Raw genomic sequence first — 19,917 nt, forward strand, 5'->3', positions numbered from 1 at the left:
GCCGGGCTTCAGTCGGTGACGGTGGCGAAGACCGTCGCGTCCGGTGCCGCCAGGTGGATCGGCGCCGCCGGCGAGACGTCGCGCACCGCCGCATGGCCGAGCGCGTCCACCGTCGACGCCTCCGTCACCACCGCGGCCGCTTCCACCTTCGTCGCCCCCGACGAGACCGCCGACGCCACCGCCAGCTGCAGGGCCGTGAGCGAGACCGACGGCAGCGCGACGGAGGCGGCGTTGTACGTGCGCCCGTCCTGATCGCGAACGGCGGCCCCCTCGACCGCCCCGATGCGGGCGCGGGCCGCGCGGGCCAGGGTCACCAGCTTGGCGTCCTCGGCGGACAGGTCAGACATCGGCGTGCTGCCTCTCGATGGTGTCGTGCACGGTCCGGGAAAGGGCGGGCCTAGGCATCCGCGTGCTGCCGCTCGGCCTCGTGGCCGAGCAGGTCCTCGTCCTCGGGGTCGGCGCGGCGTACGAGCAGCGTGTCGATCCGGTTGCGCCGCCCCGCGGTCCCCTCGGCCACGAGCACCAGCCCGCCCACCACCGCGGTCGCGCCCGGGATCGGCACGCGGCCGAGGGCCTGGGCCAGCAGGCCGGCGACGGTCTCGACCTCGTCGGCGGGCAGCTCGACGTCGAAGACCTCGCCGAGGTCCTCGATCGGCAGGCGGCTCGTGACGCGGACCGCCCCGTCCGGCAGCTCCTCGATTGGCGGGCGCTCGGCGACGTCGTACTCGTCGGTGATCTCCCCGACGATCTCTTCCAGGATGTCCTCGATGGTCACGAGCCCGGCCGTGCCACCGTACTCGTCGATGATCACGGCCATGTGCGTGCGCGCCGCCTGCATCTCGCGGAGCAGGTCGTCGACCGGCTTGGACTCGGGCACGAAGGTCGCGTCGCGCATGACCTGCGCGACGGGCATCTCGCCCGCGCCGGTCTCGTTGCCGGCGGTCCGGCGCACGAGGTCCTTGAGGTACACGATGCCGAGCACGTCGTCGACGTTCTCGCCCACCACGGGGATGCGCGAGAAGCCGCTGCGCATCGCGAGCATGAGGCCCTGGCGCACGGTCTTGTGCGCCTCGATCCACACCATCTCCGTGCGCGGCACCATGACCTCGCGGGCGATGGTCGTGCCGAGCGCGAAGACGGAGTGGATCATGTCGCGCTCGCCGTGCTCGACGACGCCGCGCTGCTCGGCCAGGTCCACGAGCTCGCGCAGCTCGATGGTGGTGGCGAACGGGCCCTCGCGGTAGCCCTTGCCGGGCGTCACCGCGTTGCCGATGAGGATCAGCAGCCGGGCGAGCGGGCCGAGGGCCGTGCCGAGCCAGCGCACCGCCGGGGCGGCGAAGCGGGCGACGTGGTAAGCGTGCTGGCGCCCCATCGTCCGCGGGGCCACACCCACGACGACGAAGCTGATGACGGTCATGACGCCGGCCGTGATCAGCGCGGCGAGCCAGTCCCGGTGCCCGCCGACGGCCGCCGCGGTCTCCAGCGCCACGAGCGTGGTCGCGGTCAGCTCACAGAGGAGCCGCAGGAGCAACAGCAGGTTGATGTACCGCGCCGGATCAGCCGCGATCACCTCGAGCGCCCTGGCGCCGGGCTTGTTCTCCCGGGCCAGTTCGTGCGCGCGAGCGGGCGAGACGACGTTCAGCGCTGCGTCGGACATCGCGAAGAGCCCCGCGAGGACCACGAGCCCGGCCGCAGTTGTCAGCAGTGTGACATCGCTCACGGATTCACGACTTTCGCCAGCTCTCCAGGAGTCTCGCCTGGAGGCCGAACATCTCGGCCTCCTCCTCGGGCTCGGCGTGGTCGTAGCCGAGCAGGTGCAGGATGCCGTGCACGGTCAGCAGCGCCAGCTCGTCGATCGCCGCGTGCCCGGCGGCGGCGGCCTGCTTGGCGGCCACCTCCGGGCAGAGCACGATGTCGCCGAGCAGCGCCGGCTCGCCCGCGCCCTCGCCGGGCCCGTGGTCGACGCTGCCCTCGTCCATCGGGAAGGCCAGCACGTCCGTGGGTCCGTCGCCGTCCATCCAGCGGTGGTTGAGCTCGGTCATGTACTCCACGTCGACGCACAGGATCGACAGCTCGGCGAGGGGGTTGACCCCCATCTCGTCGAGGGCGTGCCGCGCCACCGCGAGAATGGTGTCGGAGTTGACGTCGACGCCGGACTCGTTGGCGATCTCGATGGACAACAGCGCTCCCGTGGCTATCTGCGTCGCCCGGGCCGGCCGCCCTGTGCGGCGCGATCCGGGACGGCGCGCACCGGCTGCTGAGCCTCCTGCGCTTCGTCCCAGCGGGCGTAGGCGTCGACGATGTCACTGACCAGCTGGTGCCGCACGACGTCGGCGCTGCCGAGCTGAGCGAAGTGGACATCCTCGACGCCGTCGAGGATCTCACGGACCACCCGCAGACCGGAGCGGGTCCCCCCGGGCAGGTCGACCTGGGTCACGTCACCGGTCACGACGATCCGCGAGCCGAAGCCGAGCCGGGTCAGGAACATCTTCATCTGCTCGGGCGTGGTGTTCTGGGCCTCGTCCAGGATGATGAAGGCATCGTTGAGCGTCCGGCCGCGCATGTACGCCAGCGGCGCCACCTCGATCGTCCCGGCGGCCATCAGCTTCGGGATGGACTCCGGGTCGATCATGTCGTGCAGGGCGTCGTAGAGCGGGCGCAGATACGGGTCGATCTTGTCGTAGAGCGTGCCGGGCAGGAAGCCCAGCCGCTCGCCGGCCTCGACCGCGGGCCGGGTCAGGATGATCCGGTTGACCTGCTTGGCCTGCAGCGCCTGGACGGCCTTCGCCATGGCCAGGTAGGTCTTGCCGGTGCCGGCCGGGCCGATGCCGAACACGATCGTGTGCTGGTCGATCGAGTCGACGTAGCGCTTCTGGCCCAGCGTCTTCGGCCGGATGGTGCGGCCGCGCCGGGAGAGGATGTTGAGGGTCAGCACCTCGGCCGGGCGCTCGGTGGTGTTCTGCTGCAGCATGCCGACGGTGCGCCGGACGGTGTCCGGGGTCAGGGTCTCGCCCTTGCGCACCAGCTCGATGAGCTCGCTGAAGATGCGTTCGGCCATGGCATTGTCCGCGGCCGCGCCGGTGATGGTGATCTCGTTGCCCCGGACGTGCACGTCGCTGCTGACCGACCGCTCGACGAGCTTGAGAATCTCGTCGCCGGCCCCGAGCAGCCTGACCATGACGTGCGGGTCGGGAACGGTGATCTTGCTGATGGCCCGCACGGGCTGTTCCGACGATGCTGCCGGCACGGGGTTTGGGATCTCGGTCATATCTTGGCCGCGTTGGGCCTCCAGCACCTGCTTCCGGGCTCGCTCCAGCCTGGGCTCATGTCCAGGCTCTTCATGGTATCGGCTGCGGGCGCGAGCGACCGGCCTCATTTTTTCCCCGGCGCGCTGCGCGGCGACGCCCGGGCGCCCGGAACCGCCTCGCGGCGCTGCCCCGAACGCGTTCGGCCGAACATCCCGTCTGCGCCCATTCGCCCACGAACCACCCGGCCGGGCTGGTAGGGAGGCAGTTGACCGATTCACTTCAGGGGGCGGGAGCCATGGTCGAGCGCACCGGATACATCGACGGCGAGCCCTGCTGGGCGGACGTCGTGGCGGCGGACGTCCCGGCCGCGCAGCACTTCTACTCGTCCGTCTTCGGATGGGAGTACTCCGACACCGGCGCCGAGTTCGGCAACTACGTCATGTGCACGAAGGACGGCCGGATCGTGGCCGGGATGAGCCCGCCGATGCCCGGCTCGGAGCAGCTGCCGGCGGCCTGGAGCCTGTACCTCATGTCGCACGACCTCGCCGAGACCTCGAAACGCATCGAGGAGCACGGCGGCAAGTTGCTCGTCGCGCCCATGGACATCCCGGAGAACGGCCGGATGCTCTTCGCCATGGACCCCTCCGGCGCCGCGTTCGGCGCCTGGGAGCCGGGCCGGCACACCGGCTCGCAGCTGTTCGACGAGGCCGGCGCCCTGTGCTGGGCCGAGGTGACGACGCGGGAACCCACCGTGACGGACTTCTTCTATCACGGCCTCTTCGGCTACAGCCAGACCCGGATCGCCGGGGCCGCCGACGCCGGGGAGGAGCCGTTCGACTACTCGTCGTGGAGCCTCGGCGACGCCGACCCGGTCGCGGGGCGCCTCACGATGACCTCGGAGTGGGACGGGGTCCCGGCCCACTGGAGCGTCTTCTTCGCCACCGACGACACCGACGCCGCGGCCGAGCGCGCCGTGGCGGCGGGCGGGCGTGTGCAGCACGGCCCGTTCGACTCCCCGCACGGCCGCCTGGCCGTGATCGAGGACCCGAACGGGGCCGTGTTCACGATGATCAGCCGCTGATCAGAACCGGTGCCCGTCGAAGGCCTCCTGGCCCCGGCTGAGACGGTACGTCGCCCAGTGCATCCGCACCACGGTCCCGTCGGCGTCGCGGGTGAGCCGCAGCAGCTCGCCCGCCTCCCGGCCCGACACGGTGCGGAACAGGTCCGGTGAGCCCTCCACGACCGCGAACACCGCCGGCGGCAGCTTGCCGGGCGCGTCGACCGCGCGGGCGTGCAGGGTGCCGTCGCGCCAGCTGAAGCCGTACTCGAACCCCTCGCTCCACCACCGTCCGAGCACGCTGCGGTACTGCGGCGGCGCCGGCGGCCCGGGCACCCAGGGCGCGATGCTCGCCGGGTCCTCCTCGACCACGGCCGCGAGCAGCTCGTGCGGCAGGTCGCAGATGTCCCTGGCCGTGCCGGACGAGCCCAGCGCCGCCGCCCCGAGCGCCCGCGGCGTGCCGGCCCCGCCGACGCGTCCGTAGGCGCCGGCGAGGAACCCGGGCATGGCCCCGTCGTGCCCGACGTGCACGACCCGCTCGGCGCCCGGCCGCGGGTGCAGGATCAGGCCGAGCCCGAAGCCGCGGGCCCAGAGCACCTCCTCGGTGACCGTCCGCGGCACGCGCATCTCCTCCACGGTCGCCGCGGACAGCACGGTGCCGTTGGGGTCCATCTCGCGCGGGTCGGCGAGGAAGGCGGCCCAGCGCGCCAGGTCGGCCGCGGTGGTCCACAGCTGCGCGGCCGGCCCGACGGCGCCGAAGTCGGTCGAGGGCTCGGGGTGCGCGTAGTCGGACCAGGCGTCGACCTGGTATCCGGTCACCGGCCGCCGCGGGGTGACCGCGGTGTCGTGCAGCCCGAACGGGTCGAGGATGCGCTCCTGCAGCACCTCGGCCCACGTCCCGCCGCGCAGCCGCCCGACCAGGTGCCCGAGCAGCGCGATCGCCAGGTTCGAGTAGTGGAAGCGCAGGCCGGGGCGCAGCACCTGCTCGGCCCGGTCCAGCTTGGCCAGCAGCCCCTCCAGGTCGGGCGCCTGCATGGTGTCCCAGACGTCGCCGTACGGCTCGCGCTGCAGGCCCGACACGTGCGACAGCATCCGGCCGACGGTGAGCTCGCCGTGGGCCTTCACGGGCAGGTGGCGGGCGATCTGGTCGTCGAGGTCGAGCAGGCCCTCGTCGCGGCACTGCATGACCATCACGGCCGTGAAGGTCTTGGTGATCGAGCCCATCCGCAGCTGGCTGCCGGCGTCGACGCCCTCGCCCACCTGGAACGTCCACAGCGGACGGTCGGCGCGGTGGACCGCGACGCTGAGGGCCGGGACCCGGGCGTCCGCCTGCACCTGCCGGGTCATGCGCTCGTACCGCTGCGCCGCCCTCACCGCGACACCATCGGCCCGATCGGCGCACCCGCGAGGATGTGCCCGTGCGCGTGGAAGACCTCCTGGCCGCCGTCGGCGCCACTGTTGAAGATCAGCCGGTACCCGCTCGCCGCGACCCCCTCGGCCGCGACCACGGCCGCGACCGTGGCGAGCACCTCGCCGGCCAGCCCCGGGTCGGCCCCGGCCAGCGCGGAGACGTCGGTGTGGTGCGCCTTCGGGATCACCAGCACGTGGACCGGCGCCTTGGGATCGATGTCGCGGAACGCCAGCGTGGTGGCGCTCTCGTGCACCACCGTCGCCGGAATCTCGCCCGCGACGATGCGGCAGAACAGGCAGTCAATCGTCACCAGTGCATCCTAGGGTCCGCCGCCCGGGCCCACGGCCGCTCAGCGCGAGGGCGCCACCCGGCACGTCGCACCGGGGCCCCGGCCCTGACCTAGGCTGCGCGCATGGCTGCTCAGAGGGTCCTCGTCACCGGCGCGGCGCGCGGCATCGGCGCCGCGATCGCGCACGCCTTCGCGTCCGCCGGCGCGCGGGTCGCCGTGCACCGGCGCGCCCCCGCCCCGCTCGACCTCCCCGGCGACGGTCACGCCGTGGTGACGGGCGACCTGGCCGATCCGGATGTCGTACGGGCGATGGTCGACGCCGCCGCCGAGGCCCTCGGTGGCCTGGACGTGGTGGTCAACAACGCCGCCGTGTACCTCGAGCACAAGATCACCGAGACCTCGTACGAGCAGTGGCAGGCGGCCTGGCGCGACACCCTGGCCGTCGACCTCCTGGCCCCCGCGAACGTGTGCTGGTGCGCGGCCCGGCACCTGCCCCCGGGCGGGCGGATCGTCAACGTCAGCTCGCGGGGCGCCTACCGCGGGGAGCCGGACCATCCCGCGTACGGCGCGGCGAAGGCGGCCCTCAACTCGATGACGCAGAGCCTCGCGAGGGCGCTCGCGCCGCGGGGCATCGCCGTGTCGGCGGTCGCCCCGGGGTTCGTGGCCACCGACCTGGTCGCGGACCTGCTGGCCTCGCCGGAGGGCGACGCGATCCGCGCCCAGAGCCCGTTCGGACGCGTCGCGACACCGCAGGAGGTCGCGGCGGCGGTGCTGTTCCTGGCGTCGCCGCAGGCCGAGTGGTCCTCGGGCGCCGTGCTGGACCTCAACGGCGCGAGCTACTTCCGCTGACCGGCCCGCCCGCCGGGGGCACGGGACGCCGGGCGGCTCACCAGCGCCCGAGCCGCACCGACAGCGCGGCCACCGCGGCCGCCCCGGCGGTCGAGGTCCGCAGCACCTCCCGGCCGAGCCGGACCGCGGTCCCGCCGATCGCGTCGAGCTCCTCCGGCGCCACCCCGCCCTCCGGCCCGACGACCAGCGTGATCGACCCGGACTCGGGCAGCGGCACCGACGACAGCGGCAGCGCGGCCTCCTCGTGCAACACCAGCACGGTGCCGGACAGCGCCAGCTGCCGCGTCGTGCACGCCGGCGCGACCTCGGGAACCCAGCAGCGGCGGGACTGCTTGGCCGCCTCGCGCACGGTCGAGCGCCATCGTTCGAGGGGCCGCTCGTCCTTCCAGCGCGCGATGCTGCGCGCCGCCTGCCACGGCACGATGCGGTCGACGCCGACCTCGGTCAGCAGTTGCACGGCGAGCTCCGCCCGCTCCCCCTTGGCGATGCCCTGCACCACGGTGAGGGCCGGGTCGGGCGCGGGCTCGAAGGTGGGCTCGTCCAGCTCCAGCGTCAGGGCACCCTTGCGAGCCGCGACGACCACGGCCCGGGCCACGCCGCCGCGCCCGTCGGCGAGCAGCAGCGCCTCGCCGGGCGTGATCCTCTGCACATCGGCCGCGTGATGCCCTTCGGGGCCGTCGAGCACGAACGACGACCCCTCAGGCAGTGCGGTTACCAAGAACAGCGGCAGGCTCACTGGTGAGCGCCCGCTCCGCTGCGCTGCGGACCGCTCACGCCGCCTCCGCTGCGCTGCGGACCGCTCACGCCGCCTCCGCTCCGCTCCGGCGACGCGAGCCGAAACTGCGCCCCCTGGTGAGCGGCCCCTCCGCTGCGCTCCGGACCGCTCACGCCGCCTCCGCTCCGCTCCGGCGACGCGAGCAAACCCTGCACCCCTTGGTGAGCGGCCCCTCCGCTGCGCTCCGGACCGCTCACGCCGCCTCCGCTCCGCTCCGGCGACGCGAGCCGAAACTGTGCCCCCTGGTGAGCGGCCCCTCCGCTGCGCTCCGGACCGCTCACGCGTGCCCGTTGAACGCGTCGCGCATCCGGGAGAAGAAGCCGCCCTGCTTCGACAGCTCGGCGACCTCCTCGCCCCGGCTGCGCGCGAACTCGCGCAGCAGGCGCTCCTGCTCCGGCTCGAGGCGCGTCGGCGTGCGCACGTCCAGGTGGACGTAGAGATCGCCGCGGCCCGCGCCGCGCAGGTGGGGCACGCCCTTGCCGCGGATGCGCAGCGTGGAGGTCGGCTGGGTGCCGGCCTTCACGTCGACCGTCTCCTCGCCGTCGAGGGTCTTGATGGTCAGCCGGGTGCCGAGCGCCGCGGCGGTCATCGGCACGGTGACGCGGCAGTGCAGGTCGTCGTCCTTGCGCGAGTACACGTCGTGGGGGCGCTCGTGGATCTCGACGTAGAGGTCTCCGGGCGGGCCGCCGCCGGGGCCGACCTCGCCCTGCTGGGCGAGGCGGATGCGCATGCCGTCCTCGACGCCCGACGGGATCTTGACGGTGAGCGAGCGGCGGGTGCGGACCCGGCCGTCGCCGCCGCAGGTCGCGCACGGGTGCGGGATCACGGTGCCGAAGCCCTGGCAGGCCGAGCAGGGGCGGGCCGAGACGACCTGGCCGAGGAAGGTGCGCTGGACCGACTGGACCTCGCCGCGCCCCTGGCAGATCTCGCAGGTCTGCGGGTGGGTGCCCGCCGCGGTGCCGGCGCCCTGGCAGGTGCCGCAGACGACCGCGGTGTCGACCTGGATCGGGGCCTCGACGCCGAACGCGGTCTCGTGCAGGTCGAGGTCGAGGCGCAGGATCGCGTCGGCGCCCGGGCGCACGCGCGGGCGGGGCCCGCGGGCGGACTGGGTGCCGAAGAACGCGTCCATGATGTCCTGGAAGCCGACGAACGCGCCGCCGGCGGGGCCGCCCCCGCCGCCGCTGGGCGCGAGCGGGTCGCCGCCGAGGTCGACCATCTCCCGCTTGCGCGGGTCGGACAGGACCTCGTAGGCCGCGTTGATCTCCTTGAACTTCTCCTGCGCCGCCGGGTCGGGATTGACGTCCGGGTGGAACTCGCGGGCCAACCGCCGGTAGGCCCGCTTGATCTCATCGGGTGTGGAGTCCCGCTTGACGCCGAGAATCCCGTAATAGTCCTTCGCCACTGAGTCCTATGCCCCTGAGATAGATGTCAACTCTGTGCCAGCAGGTCGCCGACGTAGCGTGCCACGGCCCGCACGGTCGCGATGTTCGCGGGGTAGTCCATGCGGGTCGGGCCGAGCACGCCCATCCCGCCCACCACCATGGTGCCGGGTCCGTAGCCGGTGGCCACGATCGACGCGGTCCGCAGGTCCTCGATCTCGTTCTCGTCGCCGATGCGCACCCGGGTCATGCTGGGCTCGACCTCGCCGAAGAGCTTGAGCAGAATGACCTCCTCCTCGAGCGCCTCGAGGATCGGGCGCAGCGAGCCCTGGAAGTCCAGCAGGCCGCCGCGGGCCAGGTTGGCGGTGCCGGCGAGCGCGATGCGCTCCTCGGACCGCTCGACCAGCGTCTCCAGCAGGACGGTGGACAGCGCCGTCATCGGCGGCCGCAGACTCGGCGCGGTCTCCTCGACGAGCGCGACCACGAGCGGAGGCGTCTCCGCCAGCCGCTTGCCGACGAGCTTCTCGTTGATCAGGCGGCGCAGCTCGGTGACGTCGTCGGCCAGGATCGGCCCCGGGAGGTCGACCAGGCGCTGCTCGACACGGCCGGTCTCGGCGATCATCACCACCATGAGCCGTGTGGTGGAGATCGGCACGAGCTCGAAGTGCCGCACGCTCGCCCGCGACAGGCTGGGATACTGCACCACGGCCACCTGCCGGGTGAGCTGCGCGAGCAGCCGCACGGTGCGGTGGACCACGTCGTCGAGGTCGACCGCCCCGATCAGGAACCGCTCGATGGCCCGGCGCTCGGCCTGGCTCAGCGGCTTGACCCGGGAGAGCTTGTCGACGAAGAGGCGGTAGCCGGCGTCGGTGGGCACCCGGCCCGCACTGGTGTGCGGCTGTCGGATATATCCCTCCTCCTCCAGCACCGCCATGTCGTTGCGGACGGTCGCCGGGGATACCCGCAGGTTGTGCCGTTCGACGAGCGACTTGCTCCCGACCGGTTCCTGGGTGGCGACGTAGTCCTCGACGATGGCACGAAGCACTTCGAGCTTCCGCTCGTCAAGGCCCATGACACCTCCTTGAGGACTGGCACTCCCAACTGGTGAGTGCCAGTCTACGTCAGTCGCGCGGGGGCACGCGATGATCGTTTGGCGCACGATAGACGGTACGGCCGCTGTACTGGGTAAAACTTGTCCAAAAGACGTCATGTCGTGTCGCTGGCGCCACTTGATCGGTGCACCTACCGTGGCCCCATGAGTGAACCACCTCGCCCCGGGGAATACGGCATGCCGTCGGACCCCAACTCCGGGTACCCGCCCCAGCCGCCCGTGTCGGGTGGTGGCTACGCTCCGCCGCCGTCGAGCGGCGGCGGGGCCTATGGCACCCCGCCCACCTCGGGCGCCGGGTATGACCAGTCCGGCTACCAGCAGCCGGGTTACCAGCAGCCCGGCTACCAGCAGCAGTCCGGCGGCTATCAGCAGCCGGGCGGATACCAGCAGCCCGGTGGATACCAGCAGCCCGGATACCAGCAGCCCGGAGCCTACGGGCAGCCCGGCGCGCCGGCCGGCTACGCCAACAGCGACGAGAAGACGTGGGCGCTCATCGCCCACTTCGGGGGACTCGTCGTCGGCTTCATCGCCCCGCTCGTCGCGCTCCTGGCGAAGGGCAACGAGTCGCCGACCGTCAAGGCCCACGCGAACGAGGCCCTGAACTTCCAGATCACCTGGGGCATCGCCATGATCGTGGCGGTGGTCATCTCGATCTGCTCGTTCGGGATCCTGTTCTTCCTGCCCTTCCTGGTGTGGATCGTCATCATCGTCTTCGCCATCCTCGGTGGCATGAAGGCGAACAACGGGGAGCTGTACCGCTACCCGATGACGTTCCGCTTCCTCAAGTAGGACCCGGCTTTCCAGCAGGGGCGGCCCATCGGGCCGCCCCTGCTTACGTCAGCGCCCGGGCCACGCCGTCGGCCAGCAGACGTCCACGCAGCGTGAGCACCGCGCGGCCCGCCGCGAACGCGTCCGGGTCCAGCTGCCCGTCGGCGAGGCACTCGCGCGCCCCCGCGAGCCCGGCGGCGTCGAGCACCTCCAGCGGCAGGCCGTCCGCGAGCCGGATGCGCAGCAGCACGTCCTCCAGGTGCCGCTCGTCCGGCGTCAGGACCTCCCGGGCCTGCCCCGGCGACGCGGCGTCCGCGAGCCGCGCGGCATAGGTGTGCGGGTGCTTCACGTTCCACCAGCGCACCCCGCCGACGTGGCTGTGCGCGCCCGGCCCGAGCCCCCACCAGTCCCCGCCGCGCCAGTACAGCTCGTTGTGCCGGCACGGCGAGTCCTTCGACCAGTTCGAGACCTCGTACCACGTGAAGCCCGCGGCGTGCAGCGCCTCGTCGGCGGCGAGGTAGCGGTCCGCGGCCACGTCGTCGTCGGGGTACGGCAGCTCCCCGCGGCGCATCCGGGCGGCCATGCGCGTGCCGTCCTCGACGATGAGCGCGTACGCGCTGACGTGGTCGACCCCGGCGTCGATGACGGTCGCGAGGGACCCCGCGAAGTCCTCGGGCCGCTCCCCCGGCGTGCCGTAGATCAGGTCCAGGTTGACCCGCTCGAACCCGGCCGCCCGGGCCTCGGCGGCGGCCGCGGCGGGCCGGCCGGGCGTGTGCCGGCGGTCCAGGACGGCCAGCACGTGCGGCGCGGCCGACTGCATGCCGAGGGAGATGCGGTTGAACCCGGCCGCGCGCAGCTGCCGCAGCCCGGCGAGGTCGACGGACTCGGGGTTGGCCTCGGTGGTCACCTCGGCGCCGGCGGCCAGGCCCCAGGCGCGGTCGATGCCCTCCAGGATGCGGCCGAGCTCGGCCGGGGGCAGCAGCGTCGGGGTGCCGCCGCCGAAGAAGACGGTGTCGACGCGGGGCGGGCGCACGACCTTGGCGGCGAGGGCCAGCTCGTCGAGCACCTGCTCGGCGTAGCCGGCGCTGAGCACGCCCTCGCTCGCGGTGTAGGTGTTGAAGTCGCAGTACCCGCACCGGGTGGCGCAGAAGGGCACGTGGACGTACACCCCGAAACCCTGGCGACCGGCCCCGTCCGCGACCCCGTCGGGCAGGGCTCCGTCACGGGGAATCGGCTCGCCTTCTGGCAGTGATCCGGGCATCCCACTAGTGTGCCCGCATGTCTCTGGTGCTCTCGGAAACCGCACGGGGCGTGGCGACGCTCACCCTGGACAGCCCGCCCAACCGCAACGCGCTGTCCACGGCCCTGATCGAGGAGCTGCTCGCGGCGCTGGCCGCGGCCGACGCCGATCCGTCGGTCCGCGCGATCGTGCTGACCCACACCGGCCCGGTCTTCTGCTCCGGCGCGGACCTGAAGGAGACGGCCGCCGCGGTCGGCTCCGGCAGGCCGCCGGTGAGCCGGCTCGGCGACGTGCTCGCCGCGATCTGGGAGGGCCGCAAGCCGGTCGTGGCGCGGGTCGCGGGGCCGGCGCGGGCCGGTGGCCTGGGGCTGATCGCCGCCGCCGACATCGCGGTGTGCGCGAGCACCGCCACGTTCGCGTTCTCCGAGGTGCGCATCGGGGTGGTCCCCGCGGTGATCTCGGCCACAGTGCTGCCGCGACTCGACCGGCGGGCCGCGGCCGAGCTGTTCCTCACCGGCGCCACGTTCGACGGGGCCCGGGCCGAGCGCATCGGGCTGGTGACCGCGGCGGTGGACCCCGACGGGCTCGACGCGGCGGTGGAGGCCTACGTGCGCGACCTGGTCCGGGGCGCCCCCGGGGCCCTGGCCGGCACCAAGGAGCTGCTGCGGAAGCCGAGATCGGGCAGCTTCCGCGACGAGATCCGGGCGATGACCGAGCTGTCCGTCGCCTACTTCGGCTCGCCCGAGGGCGCCGAAGGAATCGCCGCGTTCCGCGAGAAAAGGGACCCGAACTGGGTACCCGACGGCGCCGCCTGACCGGGCCGGCTGGCATTCGCCACGTACGCTGTTCGACCTGACGACCGGGAGGTGGACGTGCGTGCGCGACGAATGGTGACGATCGCGGCCCTGGCGGGCGTGGCCGTGGCGCTGTGCGCGTACGTCGTCATCAACCGCATCAGCGAGAACCTCCCGCTGACCGTGGCCACCGGCCGCGCCTGCGTGGTGAGCGCCGGCAGCGCGGCCGTCGGGGCGACCGGGGACGCCTCCGAGGTCGAGCTCGACGCCGAGCAGCTGGCCAACGCGGCCACCATCACCGCGGTCGGGCTGACCCGCAAGATCCCGCACCGCGGCCTGGTCGTCGCGCTGGCCACCGCCTGGCAGGAGTCGAAGCTGGAGAACCTGACCGGCGGCGACCGGGACTCGATCGGGCTGTTCCAGCAGCGGCCGAGCCAGGGCTGGGGCAAGCCCGAGCAGATCGCCGACCCGCGCTACGCGGCCGGGCAGTTCTTCACCGCGCTGCTCAAGGTCAAGGGCTGGGAGCAGATGCGGGTCACGGACGCGGCCCAGCAGGTGCAGCGCAGCGCGCACCCCGAGGCCTACGAGAAGTGGGCCGACGAGTCCGAGACCATGGTCAACGCCCTCAGCGGCGAGGTGCCGGGCGCGGTGGCGTGCACGGTCACCGAGGAGTCCAGCCACGGCCCGGAGGCGGCCAGCTCGCTGAGCGCCGGTCTGAAGCTGGACTGGGGCAGCGTCAAGACCGCGGACGTGAACAACCTCGTCGGGGTGGCCCTGAAGGTCGGCGAGAAGAAGACCGGCTGGCAGTACGCGCACTGGCTGGTCGCCCACGCCCAGGAGCGCGGGGTGAAGCGCGTCGTCTACGGCGACATGCAGTGGACGGCCACGAGCGGAGCGTGGGCGCACGTGACGGAGCGTGGTGGCATCGACGCCGGTCCCGGTGGGGAGCGGGTCGTCGCCGAGGTCTACTGAGGACCTTGACGTTGCTCTCGAGCAGCGGGTTGTCGCCCTTTCGGACATTGTCAGGTGACCAACTCCCAAGTCGGCCCCGCATGCACCTCGCGTTACCATCGGTCGTTCGAGACATCGCGAGCGAAAAGATCAAGGTAAGGGGAGGACATGACGTCCGCTGCACCCGACTACGGCGATCTCACCGGCTACGAGCCGATCAGTGAGGCCGACCGCAAGGAGTTCCTGGACAACGGATTCCTGCTGGTCCGCAACGTCCTCAAGGAGGACCACCGGGCCGCGCTCGAGGCCGCGATGGACCGGGTCTACGAGGAGGAGAAGGCGGCCGGCTCCAAGAGCATGAAGAAGGACGGCACGCTGCACCTGCTGGGCTTCCTCAACCGCGACGAGCTCTTCGGGCACCTGCTGACGCAGCCGACCATCTTCCCCTACATGTGGGGCCTGGCCGGATGGAACATCTACACGCACCACAACCACCTGGACGTCACGCCGCCCACCGCCGAGGAGGAGCCGCCGTCGTGGGGCTGGCACCAGGACGGCTACCGCCAGAACTCCGACCCGGAGACCATGGACCCGAACGTCCCCCGGCCCATGTTCTCGCTGAAGGTCGCCTACGTCATCTCCGACCTCTCGGAGACCGGCCGCGGCGCCACGAAGGTCATCCCGGGCAGCCACCTCTGGAACTCCCTGCCCCGCCCGGCCGACACCACGGTGCACAACCCCGACCCCGAGGGCACCGTCGAGATCACGGCGAACCCCGGTGACTGCTTCATCTTCGATCGGCGCCTCTGGCACTCGCGGTCGCCCAACTACTCGGACATCACCCGCAAGATGCTGTTCGTGGGCTACACCTACCGGTGGATCCGCATCCTCGACGACATGCCGATCGACTTCGAGGGCGAGTGGTGGAACAACCGCACGCCGGTGCAGCGCCAGCTGCTCGGTGAGGCGAGTCACACCGCGAACTACTGGGGCATCAACTGGAACGGTTACATTGACGAGGAGATTCCGCTTCGCAAGGAGCTGAAGACCCGCGGCCTGCTCGACCGCTCTATTCCCTGGCTGCGATAATCAGATCGCCGCACACGCGAATGGCCCCCGGTTCGAGACCGGGGGCCATTCGCGTTTTGCAGATGGTGAAACTTACAGGGCGCGGCGACCGCGGCCCGCGAAACCGGCCACCAGGGCCACGCCGATGGCGGCCACGACGACCTGGACCAGCAGCTCGCCCCAGTCGACACCCGGGGTGTCGGTGGAGATGCCGATCGCGTTCGCGATCAGGGTGCCCAGGAACGCGGCGATGATACCGACGACGATCGTCAGCCAGATCGGCATGTTCTGGCGGCCGGGGACGACCAGCCGACCGAGCGCGCCGATGATGAGACCGACGATCAGCGCGGTAATGATTCCGGTGACAGTCACTGGTCTTCCTCCTTGTACCAAGCTCAACCAGGGGGCGTTGCTTTGCGGTTGAACCTGTATTGCCCGGGGGCTCAGGAAGCCAAACGTACCGAAGATCGACGAACGACCAGTTCGCGCAATACCGAGTCCATTGACGGAAAAGCCATCTCGGGCGGATCGTCCAGGGGCAGCCAGGTGAACTCGCTGCCCTCGCTGGGATCGAGCACGATCTCACCCGCGGTGATGGTGGCGAGCCAGAAGCAGTCCAGCACCGGCAGCCGCTCGCCCTGGAAGTCGTACGACCCGATGAACATCCCCGCGAAGTCGCCGAGCTCGACGGTCACGCCCAGCTCCTCCCGGGCCTCGCGCACGGCCGCCTCGGCGGGGTGCTCGAAGCCGTCGCAGAAGCCGCCGGGCAGGTCCCAGTAGCCCTTGCGGGGCTCGCGGGCCCGCCGGATGGCCAGGAACGTCTCGTCGCGCAGGATGACGACGGTGCCGGTGGGGCGCGGGTTGCAGTAGGTCTCGTAGCCGCACGCGGCGCACCTGGCGGGCGGCTCACCCGTGGGCGCGCCGCACCGGGGGCAGTGCCGGCCCCCGAGGGCCGGCACGTCTGCCGGGGCCGTCACTTCTTCGGCTTGTCCGCCGCGGGCGTGTCCGAGGTCGACAGGGCGGCGATGAACGCCTCCTGCGGCACCTCGACGCGGCCCACCATCTTCATCCGCTTCTTGCCTTCCTTCTGCTTCTCCAGCAGCTTGCGCTTGCGGCTGATATCACCGCCGTAGCACTTGGCGAGCACGTCCTTGCGGATGGCGCGGATCGTCTCGCGGGCGATGATCCGGCTGCCGATGGCGGCCTGGATCGGCACCTCGAACTGCTGGCGCGGGATGAGCTTCTGCAGCTTGCCGGCGATGGTGACGCCGTAGTTGTACGCCTTGTCCTTGTGCACGATGGCGCTGAAGGCGTCGACCGGCTCGCCGTGCAGCAGGATGTCGACCTTGACCAGGTCGGCCTGCTGCTCGCCGGAGGGCTCGTAGTCGAGGCTCGCGTAGCCCTTGGTGCGGCTCTTGAGCTGGTCGAAGAAGTCGAAGATGATCTCGCCGAGGGGCAGCGTGTAGCGCAGCTCGACGCGGTCGGCCGACAGGTAGTCCATGCCCAGCAGCGAGCCGCGGCGGCCCTGGCAGAGCTCCATGACCGCGCCGACGAAGTCGTTCGGGGTCAGCACCGTGGCGCGGACGGTCGGCTCGTAGATCTGGCCGGTCTTGCCGTCGGGGAACTCGCTGGGGTTCGTGACCATGTGCTCGGAGCCGTCGTCCATGATCACGCGGTACACCACGTTGGGCGCCGTGGAGATCAGGTCGAGGTTGAACTCGCGCTCCAGCCGCTCCTGGATGATCTCCAGGTGCAGCAGGCCGAGGAAGCCGCAGCGGAAGCCGAAGCCGAGCGCGAGACTGGTCTCGGGCTCGTAGACCAGGGCCGCGTCGTTGAGCTTGAGCTTGTCGAGGGCGTCGCGCAGCAGCGGGTAGTCCGAGCCGTCGATCGGGTACAGGCCCGAATACACCATCGGCTTGGGGTCCTTGTAGCCCCCCAGCGGCTCGGTCGCGGGCTTCGCGTTGATGGTGACCGTGTCACCCACGCGCGACTGGCGCACGTCCTTCACGCCGGTGATGAGGTACCCCACCTCGCCCGCCCCGAGCCCCGTGCTCTTGATCGGCTCGGGCGAGATGACGCCGATCTCCAGCAGCTCGTGCACCGCGCCGGTGGACATCATGCGGATGCGGTCGCGGGCCTCGATCCGCCCGTCGACCACGCGGACGTAGGTGACCACGCCCCGGTACACGTCGTACACGGAGTCGAAGATCATCGCCCGGGCGGCGCCGCCGGACTCGCCGGCCGGCGTCGGCAGCTGCCGCACGATCTCGTCCAGCAGGTGCGAGACGCCCGCGCCCGTCTTGCCCGAGACACGCAGGCAGTCGTCCGGCTCGCAGCCGATGAGGTGGGCCAGCTCCTCCGCGTACTTCTCCGGCTGCGCGGCCGGCAGGTCGATCTTGTTGAGCACGGGGATGATCTGCATGTCGTTCTCGAGCGCGAGATACAGGTTGGCCAGCGTCTGCGCCTCGATGCCCTGGGCGGCGTCGACGAGCAGGACGGCTCCCTCGCACGCGGCCAGGCTGCGCGAGACCTCGTAGGTGAAGTCGACGTGCCCCGGCGTGTCGATCATGTTGAGCACGAACTCGTCGCCGGCCAGGTCGCCCTCGCGAACCTTCCACGGCATGCGCACGGCCTGGCTCTTGATCGTGATGCCGCGTTCGCGCTCGATGTCCATGCGGTCGAGATACTGGGCCCGCATCTGCCGCGCCTCGACCACCTCGGTCAGCTGCAGCATCCGGTCGGCCAGCGTCGACTTGCCGTGGTCGATGTGGGCGATGATGCAGAAGTTGCGGATCCGGTCCGGCACGGTGGCGCCGGGGCGGTTCGCGCCGGGGTCGATCGTCGGTGGCACAGGCGTCCGTTCTCCATCGGGCTGGGGATCTCATATATCGTCCCACGCCCGCCGCGAAACCGGCTCACGGCCGTACCCTGCGGGACCTCCCCGGGCCGGCTCCTTTCCGGAAAGTCCGGACGTTGGGCGCATAAACCGGGCATCATGGGGTACCAGATGCGGGTCATGCCCAACCAGGAGACTCGTGAGAGCCGGCCGAGAGGACATCGAGAGAGCTGCATTGAATACTGGACCGCGGTCCCCCGATCACGTCCCGAACGGGGGTCGGCGAGACAGGCTGTGCACCCGACCTCGCCGAGCGGGCGCGTCTTGGGACCGATAGAGGCACGCTCCGGAGCGGGTCCAACTCCATAGGCAGTGTTGCGACCGCAGGCAGTGCTAGAGCAGCGCGCCTTCGTCATGGAGCCAGTCCACGAAGCCGAGGGCCACCACGGCCGCGCAGTCGACGAGCTCGGCGACGAACGCGTCGTGCGCGCCCGACAGCAGCGGCACCTGCATCTCGGCGTAGATGGGCAGCTGGCCACGGTCGGTCGCGTCGCCGACGTAGGCCTTGTAGAAGCGCCGGGTGTGGTTCCACTCGTTGATCACCCGGTAGGCCCGGTCGGCCCAGTCCGGCGGCACCGTCGCATGCGGCCGCGCCCGCATGACCAGGATCTCGTCCGCCGGCCCCTCCAGCGCGAACAGCACCGCGTGGCGCTCCCAGAGCGCGAGCAGGCTGCCGTCTCCATCCGTCAGGTAGCGGATGTCGAGCTTCTCGAGGGCCTCCGCGACCCGTGGCAGTGTCACCGGCGCGATCCCGCCGGCGCCGTCCTCCTGCGGCTTCTCGCACGCTCCGTCGATCGTCGAGGTTGCGTCTTCCCGCGGCAGCTGAGCCACGATCGAGTCGGTCTTCGACCCGCTCGCCTGCTCGGCCCGCCATGGCCACCTTGGCATCGTCCCGGCTCCCTGCTCCCCCGTGCGCCTCCACCCGCATGTGCGGTCCGTCGCCAACCGGATTCGCTCGGCGGTGGACCCGAAAGAGGACGGTACCCGTTCGGTCGAGTTTCAGCAGCCCCCAATTTCACCCTCGCACCACCCGTTCGGGTGAGGGTCTTACAGCCGTCTATCCGATGAGCAGTGATCCGCCGGCCCGATGCCAGGCAGAGCCATATGCGCAGGCCAGAGCCGTCCACGGGCCCGAAATCCGGACATCGACCAAGTCCGGCGGGCCGTCGCCGACGAACCCCATCCGGATGACCGCCTGGACGAGACGCTGCGTAACGGGTATACGCCGGCCCGTCTCCGTCGTGATCACGATGGGCTCATGATCGAGCAGCGCGTCGCGCAGGATGCGGGAGCCGACCGGCCGGCCCCCGACCCCCTCGGCGGCCGCGGTCCGCAGCGTCTGCGCCGCCGCCGCGCCGACCCGCAGGACGTCGGCCGCCGGGATGCGCTCGACCACCGCCCCCGGGACCGGCGGCAGCGACCAGCGCCAATCCGTGTCCCGCGATGCGGGAAGCTCGCCATCGACCGACGCGAGCAGATCGCGGGCCGAGACGGTCCGATCCCGGGACACCGCGGCGGCGATGCCGCGGGTCACGAGCACCCCCCACGGCAGTCGCGACCACAGCGCCACCCGCTCCCCCGCGGGTCGCAGCCGCACGACGGCGGCGGGGTCGAGCCGGGCCACCCGCGCGGCGAACGCGCAGACGTCGGAGCGGCCGGATTCGGCCAGCCAGGCCACTATCCGAGCCAGGGCGAGAGGAACTCGCGCTCGATGTCGCGGACCCGGCGCGGGCGACCGGCCTCGAGGTCGTAGGGCACGCAGACGGTCCGCGCCCGGGACGCCAGCTCGTCGCCGTCGAAGAGCTCGTACGCCACGATCAGCCGCGACGCCTTGATCTCCTCGATCCACAGCTCGATGCGCACCGGGTCGCCGTAGTCGACCGGCCGAAGATAGTCGATCTCATGACGTGAGATGACGATGCCGTTCTCGAAGGACTCCAGGCCGGCCGCCCGGGCGGCGGTGAACATCAGCGCAACGCGCGCCTCCTCGTAGAGCGTGAGGAAGCGCGCGTTGTTGACGTGCCCGTACGCGTCCAGATCGGACCAGCGCAGGGCGCAGTGGTAAACGAAGCGGGCCACTA

General features: G+C 71.6%; 22 protein-coding genes. 6 read left to right on the plus strand and 16 right to left on the minus strand.

The window, feature by feature from the left end; genetic code table 11:
• Window positions 1–8: 8 nt before the first annotated feature.
• Genes ACQP2P_RS39820 through ACQP2P_RS39835 form a run of 4 tightly spaced genes read right to left on the minus strand, consistent with a single transcriptional unit; the run spans window position 9 to window position 3,268 of the window.
• Window positions 9–347, minus strand: a complete 339-nt coding sequence (locus tag ACQP2P_RS39820) for a cytidine deaminase (protein WP_433609961.1) — start codon at window positions 345–347, stop codon at window positions 9–11.
• Window positions 348–397: 50 nt separating this feature from the next.
• Complete coding sequence (locus tag ACQP2P_RS39825; RefSeq protein ID WP_433609963.1) at window positions 398–1,720, minus strand: hemolysin family protein; 1,323 nt, start codon at window positions 1,718–1,720, stop codon at window positions 398–400.
• A gap of 4 nt (window positions 1,721–1,724) precedes the next feature.
• On the minus strand, window positions 1,725–2,180 hold the full coding sequence (gene ybeY, locus ACQP2P_RS39830) for an rRNA maturation RNAse YbeY (protein ID WP_433079801.1): 456 nt from the start codon (window positions 2,178–2,180) through the stop codon (window positions 1,725–1,727).
• Between the two features lie 14 nt (window positions 2,181–2,194).
• The gene (locus tag ACQP2P_RS39835; RefSeq protein WP_433609965.1) at window positions 2,195–3,268 is read right to left on the minus strand and encodes a PhoH family protein; all 1,074 of its coding nucleotides are present in this window, start codon (window positions 3,266–3,268) and stop codon (window positions 2,195–2,197) included.
• Window positions 3,269–3,513: 245 nt separating this feature from the next.
• Between ACQP2P_RS39835 and ACQP2P_RS39840 the strand changes: the two genes are divergently transcribed.
• Entirely contained in the window at window positions 3,514–4,329 is an 816-nt protein-coding gene (locus ACQP2P_RS39840) for a VOC family protein (protein ID WP_433609967.1), read from the plus strand.
• Here the strand turns inward: ACQP2P_RS39840 and ACQP2P_RS39845 are convergent, their stop codons facing one another.
• Both ACQP2P_RS39845 and ACQP2P_RS39850 read right to left on the minus strand, forming a co-directional pair.
• The gene (locus ACQP2P_RS39845; protein WP_433619463.1) at window positions 4,330–5,652 is read right to left on the minus strand and encodes a serine hydrolase domain-containing protein; all 1,323 of its coding nucleotides are present in this window, start codon (window positions 5,650–5,652) and stop codon (window positions 4,330–4,332) included.
• Window positions 5,653–5,675: 23 nt separating this feature from the next.
• Window positions 5,676–6,029, minus strand: a complete 354-nt coding sequence (locus tag ACQP2P_RS39850) for an HIT domain-containing protein (protein ID WP_433619465.1) — start codon at window positions 6,027–6,029, stop codon at window positions 5,676–5,678.
• Window positions 6,030–6,128: 99 nt separating this feature from the next.
• Here ACQP2P_RS39850 and ACQP2P_RS39855 point away from each other — a divergent pair, with 99 nt between their 5' ends.
• Window positions 6,129–6,854 (plus strand): SDR family NAD(P)-dependent oxidoreductase, encoded by a 726-nt coding sequence (locus ACQP2P_RS39855; RefSeq protein ID WP_433609969.1) that lies wholly within the window; start codon window positions 6,129–6,131, stop codon window positions 6,852–6,854.
• Between the two features lie 37 nt (window positions 6,855–6,891).
• On the opposite strand, the gene ACQP2P_RS39860 is transcribed toward ACQP2P_RS39855, so the two are convergent.
• The 3 genes from ACQP2P_RS39860 to hrcA all read right to left on the minus strand — a co-directional run bounded on the left by ACQP2P_RS39860 (window position 6,892) and on the right by hrcA (window position 10,080).
• Window positions 6,892–7,590: a 16S rRNA (uracil(1498)-N(3))-methyltransferase gene (locus ACQP2P_RS39860; protein ID WP_433609971.1), complete on the minus strand. Its 699-nt coding sequence runs from the start codon at window positions 7,588–7,590 to the stop codon at window positions 6,892–6,894.
• Window positions 7,591–7,906: 316 nt separating this feature from the next.
• Window positions 7,907–9,031 (minus strand): molecular chaperone DnaJ, encoded by a 1,125-nt coding sequence (gene dnaJ / locus ACQP2P_RS39865; protein ID WP_433609973.1) that lies wholly within the window; start codon window positions 9,029–9,031, stop codon window positions 7,907–7,909.
• Between the two features lie 26 nt (window positions 9,032–9,057).
• Window positions 9,058–10,080: a heat-inducible transcriptional repressor HrcA gene (hrcA, locus tag ACQP2P_RS39870; RefSeq protein ID WP_433609975.1), complete on the minus strand. Its 1,023-nt coding sequence runs from the start codon at window positions 10,078–10,080 to the stop codon at window positions 9,058–9,060.
• 183 nt (window positions 10,081–10,263) lie between these two features.
• Between hrcA and ACQP2P_RS39875 the strand changes: the two genes are divergently transcribed.
• Complete coding sequence (locus ACQP2P_RS39875) at window positions 10,264–10,908, plus strand: DUF4870 domain-containing protein (protein ID WP_433609977.1); 645 nt, start codon at window positions 10,264–10,266, stop codon at window positions 10,906–10,908.
• Between the two features lie 43 nt (window positions 10,909–10,951).
• On the opposite strand, the gene hemW is transcribed toward ACQP2P_RS39875, so the two are convergent.
• Entirely contained in the window at window positions 10,952–12,148 is a 1,197-nt protein-coding gene (gene hemW / locus ACQP2P_RS39880; RefSeq protein ID WP_433609979.1) for a radical SAM family heme chaperone HemW, read from the minus strand.
• 17 nt (window positions 12,149–12,165) lie between these two features.
• Here hemW and ACQP2P_RS39885 point away from each other — a divergent pair, with 17 nt between their 5' ends.
• The 3 genes from ACQP2P_RS39885 (at window position 12,166) to ACQP2P_RS39895 (ending at window position 14,961) form a co-directional block, all read left to right on the plus strand.
• Window positions 12,166–12,942: an enoyl-CoA hydratase-related protein gene (locus ACQP2P_RS39885; protein ID WP_433609981.1), complete on the plus strand. Its 777-nt coding sequence runs from the start codon at window positions 12,166–12,168 to the stop codon at window positions 12,940–12,942.
• A 51-nt stretch (window positions 12,943–12,993) separates the two neighbouring features.
• Complete coding sequence (locus ACQP2P_RS39890; RefSeq protein ID WP_433609983.1) at window positions 12,994–13,893, plus strand: hypothetical protein; 900 nt, start codon at window positions 12,994–12,996, stop codon at window positions 13,891–13,893.
• Between the two features lie 147 nt (window positions 13,894–14,040).
• The gene (locus tag ACQP2P_RS39895) at window positions 14,041–14,961 is read left to right on the plus strand and encodes a phytanoyl-CoA dioxygenase family protein (protein ID WP_433609985.1); all 921 of its coding nucleotides are present in this window, start codon (window positions 14,041–14,043) and stop codon (window positions 14,959–14,961) included.
• Window positions 14,962–15,033: 72 nt separating this feature from the next.
• On the opposite strand, the gene ACQP2P_RS39900 is transcribed toward ACQP2P_RS39895, so the two are convergent.
• The 6 genes from ACQP2P_RS39900 to ACQP2P_RS39925 form a co-directional block, all read right to left on the minus strand.
• Complete coding sequence (locus tag ACQP2P_RS39900) at window positions 15,034–15,312, minus strand: GlsB/YeaQ/YmgE family stress response membrane protein (RefSeq protein WP_433609987.1); 279 nt, start codon at window positions 15,310–15,312, stop codon at window positions 15,034–15,036.
• Window positions 15,313–15,383: 71 nt separating this feature from the next.
• Window positions 15,384–15,917 (minus strand): NUDIX domain-containing protein, encoded by a 534-nt coding sequence (locus ACQP2P_RS39905; protein WP_433609989.1) that lies wholly within the window; start codon window positions 15,915–15,917, stop codon window positions 15,384–15,386.
• Window positions 15,914–17,791, minus strand: a complete 1,878-nt coding sequence (gene lepA / locus ACQP2P_RS39910; RefSeq protein ID WP_433609991.1) for a translation elongation factor 4 — start codon at window positions 17,789–17,791, stop codon at window positions 15,914–15,916. The genes ACQP2P_RS39905 and lepA overlap by 4 nt, the downstream gene beginning before the upstream one ends.
• A 378-nt stretch (window positions 17,792–18,169) precedes the next feature.
• The gene (locus ACQP2P_RS39915; protein WP_433079829.1) at window positions 18,170–18,724 is read right to left on the minus strand and encodes a YbjN domain-containing protein; all 555 of its coding nucleotides are present in this window, start codon (window positions 18,722–18,724) and stop codon (window positions 18,170–18,172) included.
• Between the two features lie 169 nt (window positions 18,725–18,893).
• Window positions 18,894–19,517 carry a hypothetical protein gene (locus tag ACQP2P_RS39920; RefSeq protein ID WP_433619467.1) on the minus strand — a complete coding sequence of 208 codons (624 nt, stop codon included), beginning with the start codon at window positions 19,515–19,517 and terminating at the stop codon, window positions 18,894–18,896.
• Entirely contained in the window at window positions 19,514–19,915 is a 402-nt protein-coding gene (locus tag ACQP2P_RS39925) for an acyl-CoA thioesterase (RefSeq protein WP_433609993.1), read from the minus strand. Before ACQP2P_RS39925 ends, ACQP2P_RS39920 begins: the two co-directional genes overlap by 4 nt.
• Between the last annotated feature and the right edge of the window lie 2 nt (window positions 19,916–19,917).

It is taken from the genome of Dactylosporangium sp. CA-139114 (assembly GCF_050955725.1).
Taxonomy (GTDB): domain Bacteria; phylum Actinomycetota; class Actinomycetes; order Mycobacteriales; family Micromonosporaceae; genus Dactylosporangium.